The organism is Pseudomonas sp. GW821-FHT09C08, from assembly GCF_059418125.1.
Genome location: NZ_JBWKPG010000003.1, coordinates 77,656 through 92,913 on the forward strand (window position 1 = coordinate 77,656; position 15,258 = coordinate 92,913).

The window sequence follows — 15,258 nt, forward strand, 5'->3', positions numbered from 1 at the left end:
AAAAAAACGACGCACCTGTGGCCAGGGAGCTTGCTCCCGCTGGGCTGCGTAGCGCCGCCGAAAAAGGCGGTGCTGCGCACTCCAGCGGGAGCAAGCTCCCTCGCCACAAGTGCGTCGAATTTATATGTGAAGCACGGGATCACCCGCGCTTGTAGGCGATTTCCTTGGTACCGGCTTCGCAGCTGCCGACCACTGTGTGATCGCTCGGCGCTGCGCCCTTGTCCACGACTTCCAACGAATAACCCGAAGCGCCCTTGGCGTCGATTTTCGCTGCAATTTCGCTTTTCAGCTCTTCACAAGGCTTGCCCGCCGCCAGGGCAGTGCCCGCAATGCTCAACAAACCTACCGCTAACAGGAACTTCTTCATCCGTTACTTTCCTTGCGCTGATCGAAAAGAGCGTGCCGACGCTTTCGCCTCGGCACCCATTGGTTGTAGCGCAGGTTATGGCAATCGGCCAGTCGGCAAGTTCAACCGACGTGATCAACTACTGGCAATTCGGAACCCGACTTTGAGGGTGACCTGGAAGTGCGCGGCCTTGCCGTCCTTGATGTGGCCACGGGTTTCGGTCACCTCGAACCATTCCAAGTGCTTGATGCTCTTGTTGGCTTCGGCCAGGGCGTTGTTGATCGCATCTTCAATGCTGGTCGCCGACGAGCCAACCAGTTCGACTTTCTTGTACGTGTGATGATCAGACATAGCGTTTCTCCTGAGGTCTCTAGTGAGCGTAGCAGTCAATGTTCGTACTGCTTCTGGCGACCGTTCCTACGTGAAAGTTCAGATTTACTGCACTTTCTGAAACGGGCGCAGTCGGTATCTACACCTGCCACTCAATCATTTCAGGAGAGTCCACATGGCCAACACTTCTTTACGCAAAGCGTCGCTGGAAAGCATGGAAGCCGAGATTTCGAGCCTGCTCAAGTCCCTTGAGAGCCTCAAGGACGATGCGTCCGATGAGTCGCGCAAAACGCTGAAGGCCCTGAAAAGCAATGCCGAGAATGCCCTCAAGCACTCCCGCCACCTGATCAGCGACGCGTACGAAGAAAGCAAAGTCAAACTCCGCGAAACCGGTGTTGCGACCCGGGACTACGCACAAGAGCACCCATGGACTACCGCCGGCGTCGCCGTTGGCGCACTGGGCCTGCTGGCGGCTTACCTGCTGTGCAAACGCGGCGACTAAACATCCTGGTGCGCCAGCTCAACCTTGAGCCACTGCGCCAGTTGCCCGGCGCGCCCATCTGCGGCGCGCTTGGGTAGCCACAACGCCAGGTGCGCCGGGGTTTCACTGAAGCCCCACGGCGCCACCAGGCGACCCGCGCGCAGATCCTCTGCGACCAGCGGTTCCGGCGCAATCGCTACCCCCAGACCTGCCACCGCCGCCTCCAGCAAATAATACAAATGCTCGAACCCCTGGCCGTGTTTCAACGTGCCGGGCGCGATGCCGTGTTGCTGCGCCCAACTGGGCCAGGCCTGCGGGCGGGAAGTGGTGTGCAACAAGGCTTCTGCGCACAGCGCTTGCGGCGGCGCCTGGCGCAGGCGCTCGTAACCGGCAAAACGCGGGCTCATCACCGGGCCGATACGCTCGCTGGCCAGTTCATACACTTGCATGTCCGCCGGCCATGGCGGCTCGGCAAACACCAGCAAAGCGTCCAGGCCGGGGCGCCTGGGGTCGAGGTCGCCGTCACCCGCCGACAGGTGCAGGCGCAAGTCCGGCAAGTCGGCATTCAAACGACCCAGGCGCGGAATCAACCAGCGCGCCAGCAAACTGCCCGAGCAGCCCAGCACGAAGGGTGCGTCGGCGCTGGCCTGGGTGAGTTCGGCGCAGACATCTCTCAGACGCTCGAACGCTTCAGCGCTGGCATCACGCAGCCGGGCGCCGGCATCTGTGAGTTTAAGGCCGCGTCCATCCTTGGCGAACAGGCTGACACCCAAGTGCTCTTCCAGCACCTTCAACTGGCGGCTGACGGCACCATGGGTCACATGCAATTGCTCGGCCGCCTGGCTGACACTGTTGAGCCGGGCGGTGGCTTCGAACGCACGCAAGGCATTCAGGGGCGGAAGGTCTCGACTCATCTGTGAGTTTTCCTGACAGGTTAATGCGATCTTATCGGTTTTCAGTGCAGGATGTGAGGGGTAGAGTGGCCGTCATTGCTGGTTACCCAAATTCCTACCTGGAGCGTCCCATGACTCAGTCCCAGACCGATCTGCGCAACGGCCCTGACGCCAACGGCCTGTTTGGCGCGTTCGGCGGCCGCTACGTCGCCGAAACCCTGATGCCGTTGATCCTCGACCTGGCCCGCGAATACGAAGCGGCCAAGATCGATCCGGCGTTCAACGAGGAATTGGCCTACTTCCAGCGCGACTACGTCGGCCGCCCGAGCCCACTGTACTTCGCCGAACGCCTGACCGAATTCTGCGGCGGCGCCAAGATCTACCTCAAGCGCGAAGAGCTGAACCACACCGGCGCGCACAAGATCAACAACTGCATCGGCCAGATCCTGCTGGCGCGGCGCATGGGCAAGAAACGCATCATCGCTGAAACCGGCGCGGGCATGCACGGCGTGGCCACTGCCACCGTTGCCGCACGGTTTGGCCTGCAGTGCGTGATCTACATGGGCACCACCGACATCGAACGCCAGCAGGCCAACGTGTTCCGCATGAAGCTGCTGGGCGCTGAAGTGATTCCAGTCGTCGCCGGCACCGGCACCCTGAAGGACGCGATGAACGAAGCCCTGCGCGACTGGGTCACCAATGTCGACAGCACCTTCTACCTGATCGGCACCGTGGCCGGCCCGCACCCGTACCCCGCCATGGTGCGCGACTTCCAGGCCGTCATCGGCAAGGAAACCCGCACCCAGCTGCAAGCCCAGGAAGGCCGCCTGCCGGACAGCCTGGTCGCGTGCATCGGCGGTGGTTCCAACGCCATGGGCCTGTTCCACCCGTTCCTGGATGACACCAGCGTCGAGATCATCGGCGTTGAAGCCGCCGGCCACGGCATCGAAACCGGCAAGCACGCCGCCAGCCTCAACGGCGGCGTACCCGGCGTACTGCACGGCAACCGCACCTTCCTGCTGCAGGACGACGACGGCCAGATCATCGACGCCCACTCGATTTCCGCTGGCCTGGACTACCCCGGCATCGGCCCGGAACACGCCTGGTTGCATGATATCGGCCGCGTCCAGTACACCTCGGTGACCGACGACGAAGCCCTCGACGCGTTCCACAAATGCTGCCGCCTGGAAGGGATTATTCCTGCACTGGAAAGCGCCCACGCCCTGGCTGAAGTGTTCAAGCGCGCTCCGACCTTGCCCAAGGATCACCTGATGGTGGTGAACCTGTCCGGCCGTGGCGACAAAGATATGCAAACCGTGATGCACCACATGGAACACGCTTCACAAGAGCCATCTCAGCAGGAGAAACACTAAATGAGCCGCCTGCAAACACGTTTTGCGCAACTGAAAGAACAAAACCGCGCGGCCCTGGTGACCTTCGTTACCGCCGGCGACCCGGGTTATGACACCTCGCTGGCGATCCTCAAGGGCTTGCCGGCAGCCGGCGCCGATGTGATCGAGTTGGGCATGCCCTTCACCGATCCGATGGCGGACGGCCCGGCCATCCAACTGGCCAACATCCGCGCACTGACCGCCAAGCAGAACCTGGCGAAAACCCTGCAGATGGTCCGTGAGTTCCGTAAGGACAACACCGAGACGCCGCTGGTGCTGATGGGTTACTTCAACCCGATCCACAAATATGGTGTGCCGCAGTTCATCGCCGATGCCAAGCAAGCCGGTGTAGACGGCCTGATCGTGGTCGACATGCCGCCCGAGCATAACGGCGAGCTGTGCGACCCGGCCCAGGCTGCGGGTATCGACTTTATCCGCCTGACCACGCCGACCACCGATGATGTGCGCCTGCCCACCGTGCTCAACGGCAGCTCCGGGTTTGTGTACTACGTGTCGGTGGCCGGTGTGACCGGCGCCGGCGCGGCGACCCTCGAGCATGTCGAGGAAGCCGTGACCCGCCTGCGCCGGCATACCGACCTGCCGATCAGCATCGGTTTTGGTATCCGCACGCCGGAACAAGCCGCCGCCATCGCGCGCCTGGCAGACGGTGTCGTGGTGGGGTCGGCCTTGATCGATCACATTGCGAATGCCAAAACTGATCAGCAAGCGATTGAGGGCGTGTTGGGCCTCTGCGCGGCACTGTCGGAAGGTGTCCGCAACGCCCGTAAGTAAGCGGCTCGTAAGCGGTAGGTAAAGTTCCTGATACAGAGGAATCATACCGTCGATTCAGTACCTAAACTGACAAGACCAAGGGATTTCGAACCTCGTTCGAGGTCCCTTTTTTGTTCGTGCAGTACTGAGGAAACACCCCATGAAAATGCCTAAACGCTTGATAGCTGGTCTCGGCGTGCTGATGCTCGGCGCAAGTGCCCTGGCGCAGGCCGCGCCTTACGACCAAGGCGGCCCAGACCGTGGCGGCCCGCAAGGCCAGCACGAGCAACATGGCGACGACCACCGCGGCCCACAGGACAACCGTCGCGGCGGCCCGCCCCAGGACTTTGGCCCGGTGCGGCAGATCATCCACGACAACCATGGTCAGTTCGCGCGCGGCGCCCCACCGCCACCGAATGTGCGCCTGGTACGCGGCCAACCACTGCCCCGTGGCTACTACGGCGAACGCCTGGACAACCGAGCGCTGGCGCGCCTGCCGGTGTACCCAGGCTACGAATGGCGCCGCTCCGGCCCGGACGTGGTGTTGATTGCGGTGGGTACCGGCATCGTCTACGAGATCCTCGACGGCGTCCTCAACTGAAACCGAGGGACAGGGGGAGCTTGCAAGGCAAGCAGGCTGTCTGTCTGTGGCAAGCCTGCCTCCTGTGACAAGAAGACTCCCTGTGACAAGCCCGCACCCTGTGGAAAGAAGACCCCCTGTGTGGCAAGCCCGCCTCTTGTGACAAGCCTGGCCCCTGTGGCGAGCGGGCTTGCCCCGCGTTGGGCTGCGCAGCACCCCCAATAGAAGCTACTGCGGTATTTCAGGAATAACGCATCGCCAGGTTTTGGGGGTGCTTCGCACCCCAACGCGGGGCAAGCCCGCTCGCCACAGGATGCGGGTTTGCCACAGGATGCGGTCTTGCCACAGGGTGCGGGCTTGCCACAGGGAGCCTGTCTGCTACAAAGGCTCACCTGGTAGAGAAGCCCCCATCAGCGACAAACACCCATCCGCCACAGGCTATTCATTCAGTTCAATTCGCTCGACCTTACCCACCAACAGCACGTAGGACAGCGCACCGAGCAACGCCAGCACCGCGATATAGGTGATCGCCGGCGCAAACGAATCGCCGCTGGCCAAAAAGCCAATCACGATCGGCGTGGCAATCGCCGACAGGTTGCCGATGAAATTGAACACCCCTCCCGTCAGCCCGAGCAGACGCGCAGGCGCCAGGGTCGAGACCAGCGACCAGGTGATCGACGCCAGGCCATTGCCGAAAAACGCCAGCGCCAGGAACGCAATCACCCAAGCCGTCGAGTCCACGTAGTTGGCGCCGATGATCGCCGTGGAAATCAGCAATCCACCGATGATCGGCAATTTGCGTGCGAAACCCACCGACGCCCCCCGGCGAATCAGCCAGTCGGAAAATATCCCCGAGCAAAGCACCCCAACAAACGCCGCCAGAAACGGCAGCGACGCCAGCAGGCCGGACTTGATGAAGTCCATGCCGCGATATTTCACCAAGTACGTCGGAAACCACGTAAGGAAGAACCACAGCGTCGAGTTCAGGCAGAACTGCCCGAGGTAGATGCCCCAGAGCTTGCGCTTGCTCAGCACGATGCCCAGGTCGACCCAACTGAACGGCGCCTTGGTGGCTTGCGCCTGCATGTCCACCAGCCCGCCACCTTCGCGGATCAGGTCGATTTCAGCGGCGTTGGCGCCTTTGAAATCCTTCGGCTCGCGGTACACCGCGTACCAGATCACGGCCCACAGGATGCCGACGCCACCGGTGGCGACAAACACCATGTGCCAGCCGAACGCGTGCTGCAGCCACGCCAGGACCGGCGTGAGAAAGGCCAGCCCGACAAACTGCCCGGAGGTATAGACGCCAATCGCAGTGGCGCGCTCGCGTTCGGGAAACCAGGTGGTGACCACACGGCTGTTGATCGGGTAGGCCGGCGCCTCCAGGGCGCCGACGGCCATGCGCAGCACGAACAGCGCGATGAAACTGGCGGCGAACCCGAGCATCACGGTGGCGATCGACCACAGCAGCAGGGCAGCGGTGTAGAGAATGCGGGGCGGCACCCGGTCGACCAGCCAGCCGCCAGGGATCTGCATGGCGGCATAGGTCCAGCCAAATGCGGAAAAGATCAGCCCGACGTGCACCGGGTCGATCCCCAGTTCACTGGTCAGTGCCGGGGCGGCAATCGACAGGTTGCTGCGGTCGAGGTAGTTGATCACCACGGTGATAAACAGCAGCACCATGATGAAGAAGCGCTTTCGGGTAGGCGTGACTAAAGATGCCTGCCCGGTGAAAGATTCAGGGTGCATGGGGGTTGCCTCTTGTTATGTTTATTGAGGACGGGTCGACGCGGTCAATGTGGGAGCTGGCTTGCCTGCGATGGCGGTGCGACCGCTGACTCAGCTGGCACAGGCAGACCGCTATCGCAGGCCAGCTCCCACATTCGAACAGGTCCCTTCAGTTCAATATCACCACTCGGCAAAACTGCCGTCGGCATGCCGCCAGATCGGGTTGCGCCAGCGGTGGCCGATGGCCGCGCGTTCGATCACATATTCCTCGTTGATCTCGATGCCCAGGCCAGGCCCATTGGGGATCTTCACGAAGCCCTGGTCATAGTCGAACACGCCCGGGTCGCGCACGTAGTCGAGCAGGTCGTTGCTCTCGTTGTAGTGAATGCCCAGGCTTTGCTCCTGGATAAACGCGTTGTAGCAAACCGCATCCAGTTGCAGGCAGGCCGCCAAGGCAATCGGTCCCAACGGGCAGTGCAGGGCCAGGGCCACGTCGTAGGCTTCGGCCATGTTGGCGATCTTGCGGGTCTCGGTGATGCCGCCGGCATGGGAAGCATCCGGCTGGATGATGTCGACGTAGCCTTCGCTGAGCACGCGCTTGAAGTCCCAACGCGAAAACAGGCGCTCGCCCAAGGCAATGGGCGTGCTGGTCAACGGTGCCAGTTCCTTGAGGGCTTCGTAGTTTTCACTGAGCACCGGCTCTTCGATAAACATCAGTTTGTACGGGTCCAGCTCTTTCATCAGCACCTTGGCCATAGGCTTGTGCACCCGGCCATGGAAGTCGACGCCGATGCCGACGTTAGGGCCGACTGCATCGCGCACGGCCGCGACGTTGGCCAGGGCCAGGTCGACTTTCTCGAAGCTGTCGACGAACTGCAATTCTTCGGTGCCATTCATTTTCACCGCAGTAAAACCACGGGCCACGGCCTCTTTGGCAGCGCGCGCGGTATCGGCGGGGCGGTCGCCGCCGATCCACGAATACACGCGGATCTTGTCACGCACCTGGCCACCGAGCAGGTCGCTGACCGACACACCGAGGGCCTTGCCCTTGATGTCCCACAGCGCCTGGTCGATACCGGCGAGGGCACTCATGTGTACGGCGCCGCCTCGGTAGAAGCCACCGCGATAGAGCACGGTCCAGATGTCCTCGATATTGCGTGGGTCTTTGCCGATCAGGTAGTCGGACAGTTCCTCGACCGCAGCAGCCACGGTGTGGGCGCGGCCTTCGACCACGGGCTCACCCCAGCCGGTGACGCCCTGGTCGGTCTCGACCTTGAGGAAGCACCAGCGCGGCGGGACGATGAAGGTCGTCAGTTTGGTGATTTTCATCTGTTATCTCTCTTATAGATGCGGCGCCTGCAGGCGCGGAACTTGATATCAGCTCAGGGCTTTCCAGGCGGCGACATAAGCCTGGGCGCGGCTCGCTACCTGATCCACTGTCATACCCGGTTTGAACAATCCCGACCCCAACCCGAAGCCCTTGGCGCCGGCGTCGATGAACACCTGCATGTTGTCCGGGGTGATACCGCCCACCGGCAGCAGCAACGTGCCTGCCGGCAGTACCGCCAGCCACGCCTTGATCACCGAAGGGCCCATTTGCTCGGCCGGGAACAGCTTCAACACGTCGGCACCTTCGGCCAAGGCGGCGAAGGCCTCGGTAGGCGTGGCCACGCCGGGCGACAGGTACAGGCCGGCGGCTTTCGCCGCGCGCAACACCTTGGCATCGCTGTGGGGCATGACGATCACCTGGCCTCCGGCGGCCTGCACCTGCTCGACCTGCTCGGGCGTCAACACCGTGCCGGCACCGATCAGGCAATCGGCGGGCAGGCTGTCGCGCAAGGTGCGGATACTGGTGTACGGGTCGGGCGAGTTCAGCGGGACTTCGATCACCCGAAAGCCCGCCTGATACAGCACTTGGCCGATGGCTTGGGCTTCGTCCGGGCGTACCCCGCGCAGAATCGCGATCAAACCGTTTTGTGCGAGTGCTTGCTTGAGCATGTCAGGCCTCCGTTGCAGGTTGAGTGAGCCCGGCCGCCACGGCCAATTGCCACAGGCCACGCTCGGTCGCTTCCTGCGCCAGGCTGACGTGGGCGAAACCGCACAAGGCGAGGGCACGTTGGTAGCGGGCGCAAAGGGCGCCAGCACCGACCAGGATGATCGGCGTTTGCTTGGCGTGGCCAGGCAAGCCGGCGAGTTCATGGCCGATCAGCAGGCCAGACAAGTAATCGGGTTGTTGCTCCGGGGCGAGTTCGGCGGTGAGGCCCAGCGCGCGTGCGCTGAACAGCGTCGACAGCACGCCACGCTGGCCGTCCCGGGAGAGTGCCACCTGCACGCCGCGATCAAACGCGTCGGCCTGAAACTGCTCGGCGACCTTTTGCGTACGCCCGAGAATGCTGTGCTTGCTCAGTACCGCGAACAGCTCGCCGGTCATGAAGGTGTCGAAGTGAGTGATGCAACCGTCGACCACCTCGACCCATTTGGAATGGCTGCCGGGCAGGCCGATCAACACTTCAGCGGTGCTCGGTAGGCTTTGCAGCACGCCCAGCACCTGGGTTTCTTCGCCGCGCATCACGTTGGGCAAGCCGACCTGCTCGATCACTCCCGGCACGATGTGCACCGCCACGCCGCGCAGGCTGCGCACGGTGTGCAAGGCCTTGCCGAGGCTCGCGACGTCCACGGGGGTATTGCGATAAGCCGCTTCGCTCCAGCCCTGGGCGCTGCCGACCATGCCGCAGGCGATCACCGGCAAGCCTGGCTCGGCGTCGAGCCAATCGCCGCACGCCGCATCGAACGCCAACTCGAAGCCATCGCTGCAGCGCACGCCGGCAATATCCCGGGGCTCGCTGGGCAAGTGCATGATGCCGGACGCCAGCGCGCGCTGTTCCAGCACCACACCCGCCGGGCCGAGTTTGTAAGCACGAAGGGAGCTGGTCCCCCAATCGAGCGCGATCAATTGCGCCTGCATCGCTTCACCTGAGTTCTGAGCGGATGCAGCGAATATAAACCCAGGCGTACGCAAGTCTCAATATATAAATACACATCCCATATATAGGGAGATCGCGTACAAAGGAACCGGCCTGCCGGCGATAGCGCTCTTGAGGCGCCATCGCAGGCAAGGCGGATCCTGCATCAGGGCGCAGGTCAGAAAATAGACAGGTCCAATTCGCGCATCGCCCCCATCCAGATCGCGTAGTCGGTGTGATCTTTCAGGTCATCGCCGGTATCGGGGTGCAGGAACACCACCAGGCCATTGCGGTTGAGCGCCAGCCACGGCAACACCACGCCGATGTATTCGGCGTCGAACGCCAGTTGGCAACTCCAGTCCGGGTGCGGGCCGACGGGCCGTTCATGCACGCGGCCCATGCGCAGCGGAAACAGCCTGGCACCGTCCTCGCACAAGGCCCGCGCCTGGTCGATGGTGCTGGCGTCAAAGTAGATGTGGGCGTGGTAGCCCTTGATACGTTGCATGTCGGACTCCGGATCCACTGTGCGCCAAATCCTAGACCGCAATCGATGGCAGGGCCAGCCCGGTCAGCGACTGCGCGCTGCTTGCCTGTTCCGCCACCAGCCAGTCGACAAAACGCTCGACCAGTTGCCCACGCCGCTTGCGCTGGGGTTGCACCACGTAATAGCCGAAGCGCGAGATCACGGTGTCGCCGATTGGCCGGCACAGCCAGTTCTGTTCCAGCAGGTTATCCACCAGGTGGCGCCAGCCGATGGCCACGCCCTGGCCGGCAATCGCCGCCTGGATCAGCAGGGTGTAGTTGTCGAAGCGCAGTTGCCCCGGGGTGGGCGCGGTGCTGATGCCCAGTTCGCGAAACACACCACTCCAGTCGAACCATTGGCTGTTGTTTTCCTGGCGCAGGTGCAGCAAGGGGAAATCCTGCAAATTCTGAACGGTCAGCGGCACGGCCTGGTCCTTGAGCCACTGCGGGCTGCAGACCGGGAATACTTCCTCGTTGAACAGCCACAGGCTGTCGCCCTGTTTGAACCGGCCATCACCGAAGAGCACTGCGACGTCGATATCGCTGCGCAGGGTCGCGTGGTTGCGCTCGCTGGTCACCAGGCTCACGTCGACCTGAGGGTTGGCCTGGTGGAAGCGATGCAGGCGCGGCATCAGCCAATAGGCGGCGAAGGCGAAGTCGGTGGCCACTTGCAGCACTTCATGCTGGTCCTGCTGGGTAATCGCGCTGAGGCCGTGATTAATGCTTTGCAGGCCACCTTGCACATGCTCGAACAGCAGCGCACCGGCGTCGGTCAGCTCGATGCCACGGTAGATGCGATCGAACAGGCGGATCGCCAGCTGCTCTTCCAGGCGCTTGATCTGCTGGCTGATCGCGGGCTGGGTGGTGCCCAGCTCCATCGCGGCAGCGGTAAAGCTGCGGTGGCGCGCAGCGGCTTCGAAGGCGCGCAACAGGTCGAGGGACAGGTCACCGAGGGCTTCATACATAAGCTGTGCTTATCCTAGACATTGCTTTTCATGGGCTTTACCCCATTTTCCATGGGCTGCATGCTCATTCGCATAAACACCGCCTATGGAATGCCGAAGACCCATGAAGCGCAAGAACATTCTTTTCATCATGGCCGATCAAATGGCCGCGCCACTGCTTCCGTTCTACGGACCTTCCCCGATCAAGTTGCCCAACCTGAGCCGCCTCGCCGCGCAGGGTGTGGTGTTCGACGCCGCTTATTGCAACAGCCCGCTGTGCGCGCCGTCGCGATTTACCCTGGTCAGCGGCCAGTTGCCGAGCAAGATCGGCGCCTACGACAACGCAGCAGATTTTCCCGCCGATGTCCCGACCTATGCCCACTACCTGCGTCGTCTCGGTTACCGCACGGCGCTGTCGGGCAAGATGCATTTCTGTGGCCCCGATCAGTTGCATGGCTATGAAGAACGCCTGACCAGCGATATCTACCCGGCCGACTACGGTTGGGCAGTCAATTGGGATGAGCCGGACGTACGCCCCAGCTGGTACCACAACATGTCCTCGGTGCTGCAAGCCGGCCCTTGTGTGCGCACCAATCAGCTGGATTTCGACGAAGAGGTAGTGTTCAAGGCCCAGCAATACCTGTTCGACCATATCCGCGAAGACGGCGACCAGCCGTTCTGCCTGACCGTGTCGATGACCCACCCGCACGACCCGTACACCATTCCCAAGCCGTTCTGGGAACTGTACGACGATGCCGACATTCCTTTGCCTGCAACACCCGCGCAAGGCGACCTCGACCCGCATTCGCAACGCCTGCTCAAGGTCTACGACCTGTGGGACAAGCCGTTGCCGCTGGACAAGATCCGCGATGCCCGCCGCGCCTACTTCGGCGCCTGCAGCTATATCGACAGCAATGTCGGCAAGCTCCTGCAAACCCTGGAAGACACCGGCCTGGCCGATGACACAATCATCATCTTCTCCGGCGACCACGGCGACATGCTTGGCGAGCGCGGCCTCTGGTACAAAATGCACTGGTTTGAAATGGCTGCGCGCGTGCCGCTGCTGGTCAGTGCGCCGGGGCAGTTTGCCGCGGGCCGCGTGACCCACGCCGTTTCCACTGCCGACCTGTTGCCGACCCTGGTGGAGCTGGCCGGCGGCGAGCTGGACCCACGCCTGCCGCTGGATGGCCGCTCCCTGCTCCCACACTTGCTGGGGCAGGGCGGGCATGACGAAGTGTTCGGCGAATACATGGCCGAGGGCACCATCAGCCCGCTGATGATGATCCGCCGTGGCGCCTACAAGTTCATCTACAGTGAGGACGATCCTTGCCTGTTGTTTGATGTACATAACGACCCGCACGAGCGGGAGGACCTCAGCCAGTCACCGGAACACCGGCCACGGTTCGAGGCGTTTTTGCGTGAAGCGCGGGCCAAATGGGACATCCCGGCGATCCACCAGCAGGTGCTCGCCAGCCAACGCCGTCGTCGCCTGGTGTTTGAGGCGCTGACCCGAGGCAAGCTGAAGAGCTGGGATCACCAGCCACTGGTCGACGCCAGTCAGCAATACATGCGCAACCATATCGACCTCGACGACCTGGAGCGCAAGGCACGTTATCCACAACCCTGCCAAAACCAATAAATACAGAGGGAAGGCCATGCAAAAATTGACTGTGGTGCTGGGCATGCTGGCGTTGAGCTGCGCCAACGTGTACGCCGACACCGGTTGTGAGACGGTGAAGATGGCCGATCCAGGCTGGAGCGACATTGCCGCGACCAATGCCATCACCGGTTTCCTGTTGAGCGGCATGGGCTACAAGGCCAAGGTCGATACCCTGGCGGTGCCGATCACCTTTGGCGGGCTCAAGGATGGCCAGGTGGATGTGTTCCTGGGCAACTGGATGCCGGCGCAACAGGGCTTCTACGACAAGTTCGTGGCCAATGGCGATGTGGTGCAACTGGCGAAAAACCTCGACGGCACCGAGTTCACCCTCGCCGTACCGGACTATGTGTGGGACGCCGGGGTACATGACTTCGCCGACCTGAACAAATTTGCCGACAAGTTCGACAAGAAGATCTACGGCATCGGCTCCGGCGCGCCGGCGAATATCTCGCTGCAGGAGATCATCAAGAAAAATGACTTCGACCTTGGCCAGTGGAAACTGGTGGAGTCCAGCGAACAGGCGATGCTTGCCGAGGTGTCGCGGGCAGTGAAGAAACAGAAGTTCGTGACCTTCCTCGGCTGGACGCCGCACCCGATGAACGTGCAGCTGAAAATGCATTACCTCAAGGGTGGCGAAAAGTACTTCGGTGACACCGGCAGCGTGTACACCTTGACCCGCAAGGGTTATGCACAAGCCTGCCCGAATGTCGGAAAACTGCTGACCAACCTGAGTTTCACCCAGGACATGGAGAACGCGATCATGGCGCAGGTGGCCAACAACAAGGCCAGCAATGCCGATGCGGCGAAGGCGTGGATCAAGGCTAACCCGGCGGTCTTGGACAAGTGGCTGGACGGCGTGAAAACCGTGGATGGCCAGGATGCGCTGGCCGCCGTAAAAGCCAAACTCTGAAGGCAACACCACCCCCTGTAGGAGCCGGCTTGCCGGCGAAGCACTCGAAAACGCCGCGTTTTTTCAGACAACCCGCGTTATCGTTACCCACCTTCGCTGGCCCGCCAGCTCCTACAGTATTTCGAGCAGCCCGATGCCCCGGCCTACCCGCCAATCACTCTTCCCCTTCCTCGCCTGGCTCCCGCGCCAGACCCGCGCCAGTGTCGGCCGCGACGCGATGGTCGGCCTCAGCGGTGCCGTGCTCGCCTTGCCGCAGTCGATTGCCTACGCGCTGATTGCCGGTCTCCCACCCGAATACGGCCTGTACGCCGCCATCATCCCGGTGCTGATCGCCTGCCTCTGGGGCTCGTCCTGGCACCTGATCTGCGGCCCCACGGCGGCGATTTCCATCGTGCTCTACGCCAGCGTCAGCCCGTTGGCCGTGCCCGGATCACAGGACTACATCACCTTGATCCTGCTGCTGACCTTCCTCGCCGGGGTGTTCCAGTGGCTGCTGGGCATGCTGCGTTTCGGCGCGCTGGTGAATTTCGTCTCGCATTCGGTGGTGCTGGGTTTCACCCTCGGCGCCGCCGTGGTGATCGCACTGGGGCAATTGCCTAATCTGCTCGGGCTGGATTTGCCCAGCCAGGCCACAGCGATCAACAGCCTGCTGGCGTTGATCGACCATGGCGGCGAGTGGGACCACGCTTCCTTGGGCCTCGGTTTAGGCACGTTGCTGGTGGGGGCGTTGCTCAAAGTGCTGGTGCCGCGCTGGCCGACACTGCTGATCGCGCTGGCCCTTGGCAGCCTGGCCGCCTGGGTATGGCCGGCGATGTTCGGGCATGTGGCGCTGGTCAGTTCGTTTATCGGCAAGCTGCCACCGTTCAGCCCGTTGCCGATGGACCTGGACATGATCCTGCGCCTGCTGCCCAGCGCTGTTGCGGTGGGCATGCTGGGGCTGGTGACCAGCCTGTCGATTGCCCGCTCGCTGTCGGCGCGCTCGCAACAATTGCTCGATGCGAACCAGGAAGTTCGCGCGCAGGGTTTATCCAATATTGTTGGCGGATTTTTTTCCGGCTATCTGTCAGCCGGTTCCTTCACCCGCTCCGGCCTCAGCTACGAGGCCGGTGCCTGCTCACCCTTGGCCGGGGTGTTTTCTGCCCTCTGGGTGGCGCTCTTCGCACTGTTTGGTGCGGCGCTGATCGCGCATATTCCGATCCCGAGCATGGCTGCCAGCATCTTGCTGATTTGCTGGGGCCTGGTTGACCAACGCGGCATTCGCGCGTTGTTCCGGGTCAGCCGCGCCGAGTTTGTGGTGATGAGCCTGACCTGCGTCGCCACGTTGCTGCTGGAGCTGCAAACGGCGATTTACGCGGGGGTGCTGGCTTCGCTGTTTTTCTACCTCAAGCGCACGTCACAACCGAGGGTCCAGCAGTGGCGCGACGGAGATGAAGATGTGTTGCGCGTGGGCGGCTCGATCTTTTTCGGCGCCAGCCATTACCTGCAAGTGCGCCTGCAAAGCCTTTCGGGCGAGCGGGTGGTGATCGAGGCGCAGCAGATCAACTTTATCGACTATTCCGGCGTCGAGATGCTGCACCAGGAAGCGCGGCGGTTGCGGGGGTTGGGGCGTAGCCTGACGTTGCGCCGGGCCAGGCCACAAGTAGTGGAAGAGTTGAAAAAGCTGGAAGGGGCGGATAAATGCCCCATCCATTTCGAAGACTGAACGCGGTTAAACCTGTGGGAGCTGGCTTGCCTGCGAT

At 62.3% G+C, this 15,258-nt stretch carries 16 protein-coding genes; 7 read left to right on the forward strand and 9 right to left on the reverse strand.

Annotated features, from left to right (window positions below; genetic code table 11):
- Positions 1-139 precede the first annotated feature (139 nt).
- A complete protein-coding gene (locus AC07OJ_RS11395; protein WP_025854355.1) occupies positions 140-367 on the reverse strand; it encodes a DUF1161 domain-containing protein in 228 nt (75 codons plus the stop codon).
- 114 nt (positions 368-481) lie between these two features.
- Positions 482-697: a dodecin gene (locus tag AC07OJ_RS11400; RefSeq protein ID WP_003187305.1), complete on the reverse strand. Its 216-nt coding sequence runs from the start codon at positions 695-697 to the stop codon at positions 482-484.
- Positions 698-851: 154 nt separating this feature from the next.
- Here AC07OJ_RS11400 and AC07OJ_RS11405 point away from each other — a divergent pair, with 154 nt between their 5' ends.
- Positions 852-1,178, forward strand: a complete 327-nt coding sequence (locus AC07OJ_RS11405; protein ID WP_003233664.1) for an ElaB/YgaM/YqjD family protein — start codon at positions 852-854, stop codon at positions 1,176-1,178.
- Here AC07OJ_RS11405 and AC07OJ_RS11410 read toward each other — a convergent pair.
- A complete protein-coding gene (locus AC07OJ_RS11410; protein ID WP_495094557.1) occupies positions 1,175-2,071 on the reverse strand; it encodes a LysR family transcriptional regulator in 897 nt (298 codons plus the stop codon). The two genes, AC07OJ_RS11405 and AC07OJ_RS11410, sit on opposite strands and share 4 nt — an antisense overlap.
- Before the next feature lie 110 nt (positions 2,072-2,181).
- Between AC07OJ_RS11410 and trpB the strand changes: the two genes are divergently transcribed.
- From trpB to AC07OJ_RS11425, 3 genes are all read left to right on the forward strand, one after another.
- Positions 2,182-3,423, forward strand: coding sequence for a tryptophan synthase subunit beta (gene trpB / locus AC07OJ_RS11415; protein ID WP_495094558.1), 1,242 nt, complete (start codon positions 2,182-2,184; stop codon positions 3,421-3,423).
- Entirely contained in the window at positions 3,424-4,233 is an 810-nt protein-coding gene (gene trpA / locus AC07OJ_RS11420; RefSeq protein ID WP_495094559.1) for a tryptophan synthase subunit alpha, read from the forward strand.
- 139 nt (positions 4,234-4,372) lie between these two features.
- Positions 4,373-4,813 (forward strand): anti-virulence regulator CigR family protein, encoded by a 441-nt coding sequence (locus AC07OJ_RS11425; protein WP_065902741.1) that lies wholly within the window; start codon positions 4,373-4,375, stop codon positions 4,811-4,813.
- Between the two features lie 417 nt (positions 4,814-5,230).
- Here the strand turns inward: AC07OJ_RS11425 and AC07OJ_RS11430 are convergent, their stop codons facing one another.
- From AC07OJ_RS11430 to AC07OJ_RS11455, 6 genes are all read right to left on the reverse strand, one after another.
- Complete coding sequence (locus AC07OJ_RS11430; protein WP_065902739.1) at positions 5,231-6,541, reverse strand: MFS transporter; 1,311 nt, start codon at positions 6,539-6,541, stop codon at positions 5,231-5,233.
- Positions 6,542-6,700: 159 nt separating this feature from the next.
- Entirely contained in the window at positions 6,701-7,849 is a 1,149-nt protein-coding gene (dgoD, locus tag AC07OJ_RS11435; RefSeq protein WP_003170741.1) for a galactonate dehydratase, read from the reverse strand.
- Between the two features lie 48 nt (positions 7,850-7,897).
- The gene (locus tag AC07OJ_RS11440; protein WP_120447315.1) at positions 7,898-8,518 is read right to left on the reverse strand and encodes a 2-dehydro-3-deoxy-6-phosphogalactonate aldolase; all 621 of its coding nucleotides are present in this window, start codon (positions 8,516-8,518) and stop codon (positions 7,898-7,900) included.
- Between the two features lies 1 nt (position 8,519).
- The gene (locus AC07OJ_RS11445; protein WP_282395601.1) at positions 8,520-9,485 is read right to left on the reverse strand and encodes a 2-dehydro-3-deoxygalactonokinase; all 966 of its coding nucleotides are present in this window, start codon (positions 9,483-9,485) and stop codon (positions 8,520-8,522) included.
- 176 nt (positions 9,486-9,661) lie between these two features.
- Entirely contained in the window at positions 9,662-9,988 is a 327-nt protein-coding gene (locus tag AC07OJ_RS11450; protein WP_065902730.1) for a DOPA 4,5-dioxygenase family protein, read from the reverse strand.
- Between the two features lie 31 nt (positions 9,989-10,019).
- Positions 10,020-10,970 (reverse strand): choline sulfate utilization transcriptional regulator, encoded by a 951-nt coding sequence (locus tag AC07OJ_RS11455; protein WP_120447313.1) that lies wholly within the window; start codon positions 10,968-10,970, stop codon positions 10,020-10,022.
- Between the two features lie 103 nt (positions 10,971-11,073).
- On the opposite strand from AC07OJ_RS11455, the gene betC reads away from it, so the two are divergent.
- The 3 genes from betC to AC07OJ_RS11470 all read left to right on the forward strand — a co-directional run bounded on the left by betC (position 11,074) and on the right by AC07OJ_RS11470 (position 15,221).
- Positions 11,074-12,588 carry a choline-sulfatase gene (betC, locus tag AC07OJ_RS11460; RefSeq protein WP_495094560.1) on the forward strand — a complete coding sequence of 505 codons (1,515 nt, stop codon included), beginning with the start codon at positions 11,074-11,076 and terminating at the stop codon, positions 12,586-12,588.
- Between the two features lie 16 nt (positions 12,589-12,604).
- Positions 12,605-13,519, forward strand: coding sequence for a choline ABC transporter substrate-binding protein (gene choX, locus AC07OJ_RS11465; protein ID WP_495094561.1), 915 nt, complete (start codon positions 12,605-12,607; stop codon positions 13,517-13,519).
- Positions 13,520-13,652: 133 nt separating this feature from the next.
- Positions 13,653-15,221 (forward strand): SulP family inorganic anion transporter, encoded by a 1,569-nt coding sequence (locus AC07OJ_RS11470; RefSeq protein ID WP_065902726.1) that lies wholly within the window; start codon positions 13,653-13,655, stop codon positions 15,219-15,221.
- Positions 15,222-15,258: the final 37 nt, after the last annotated feature.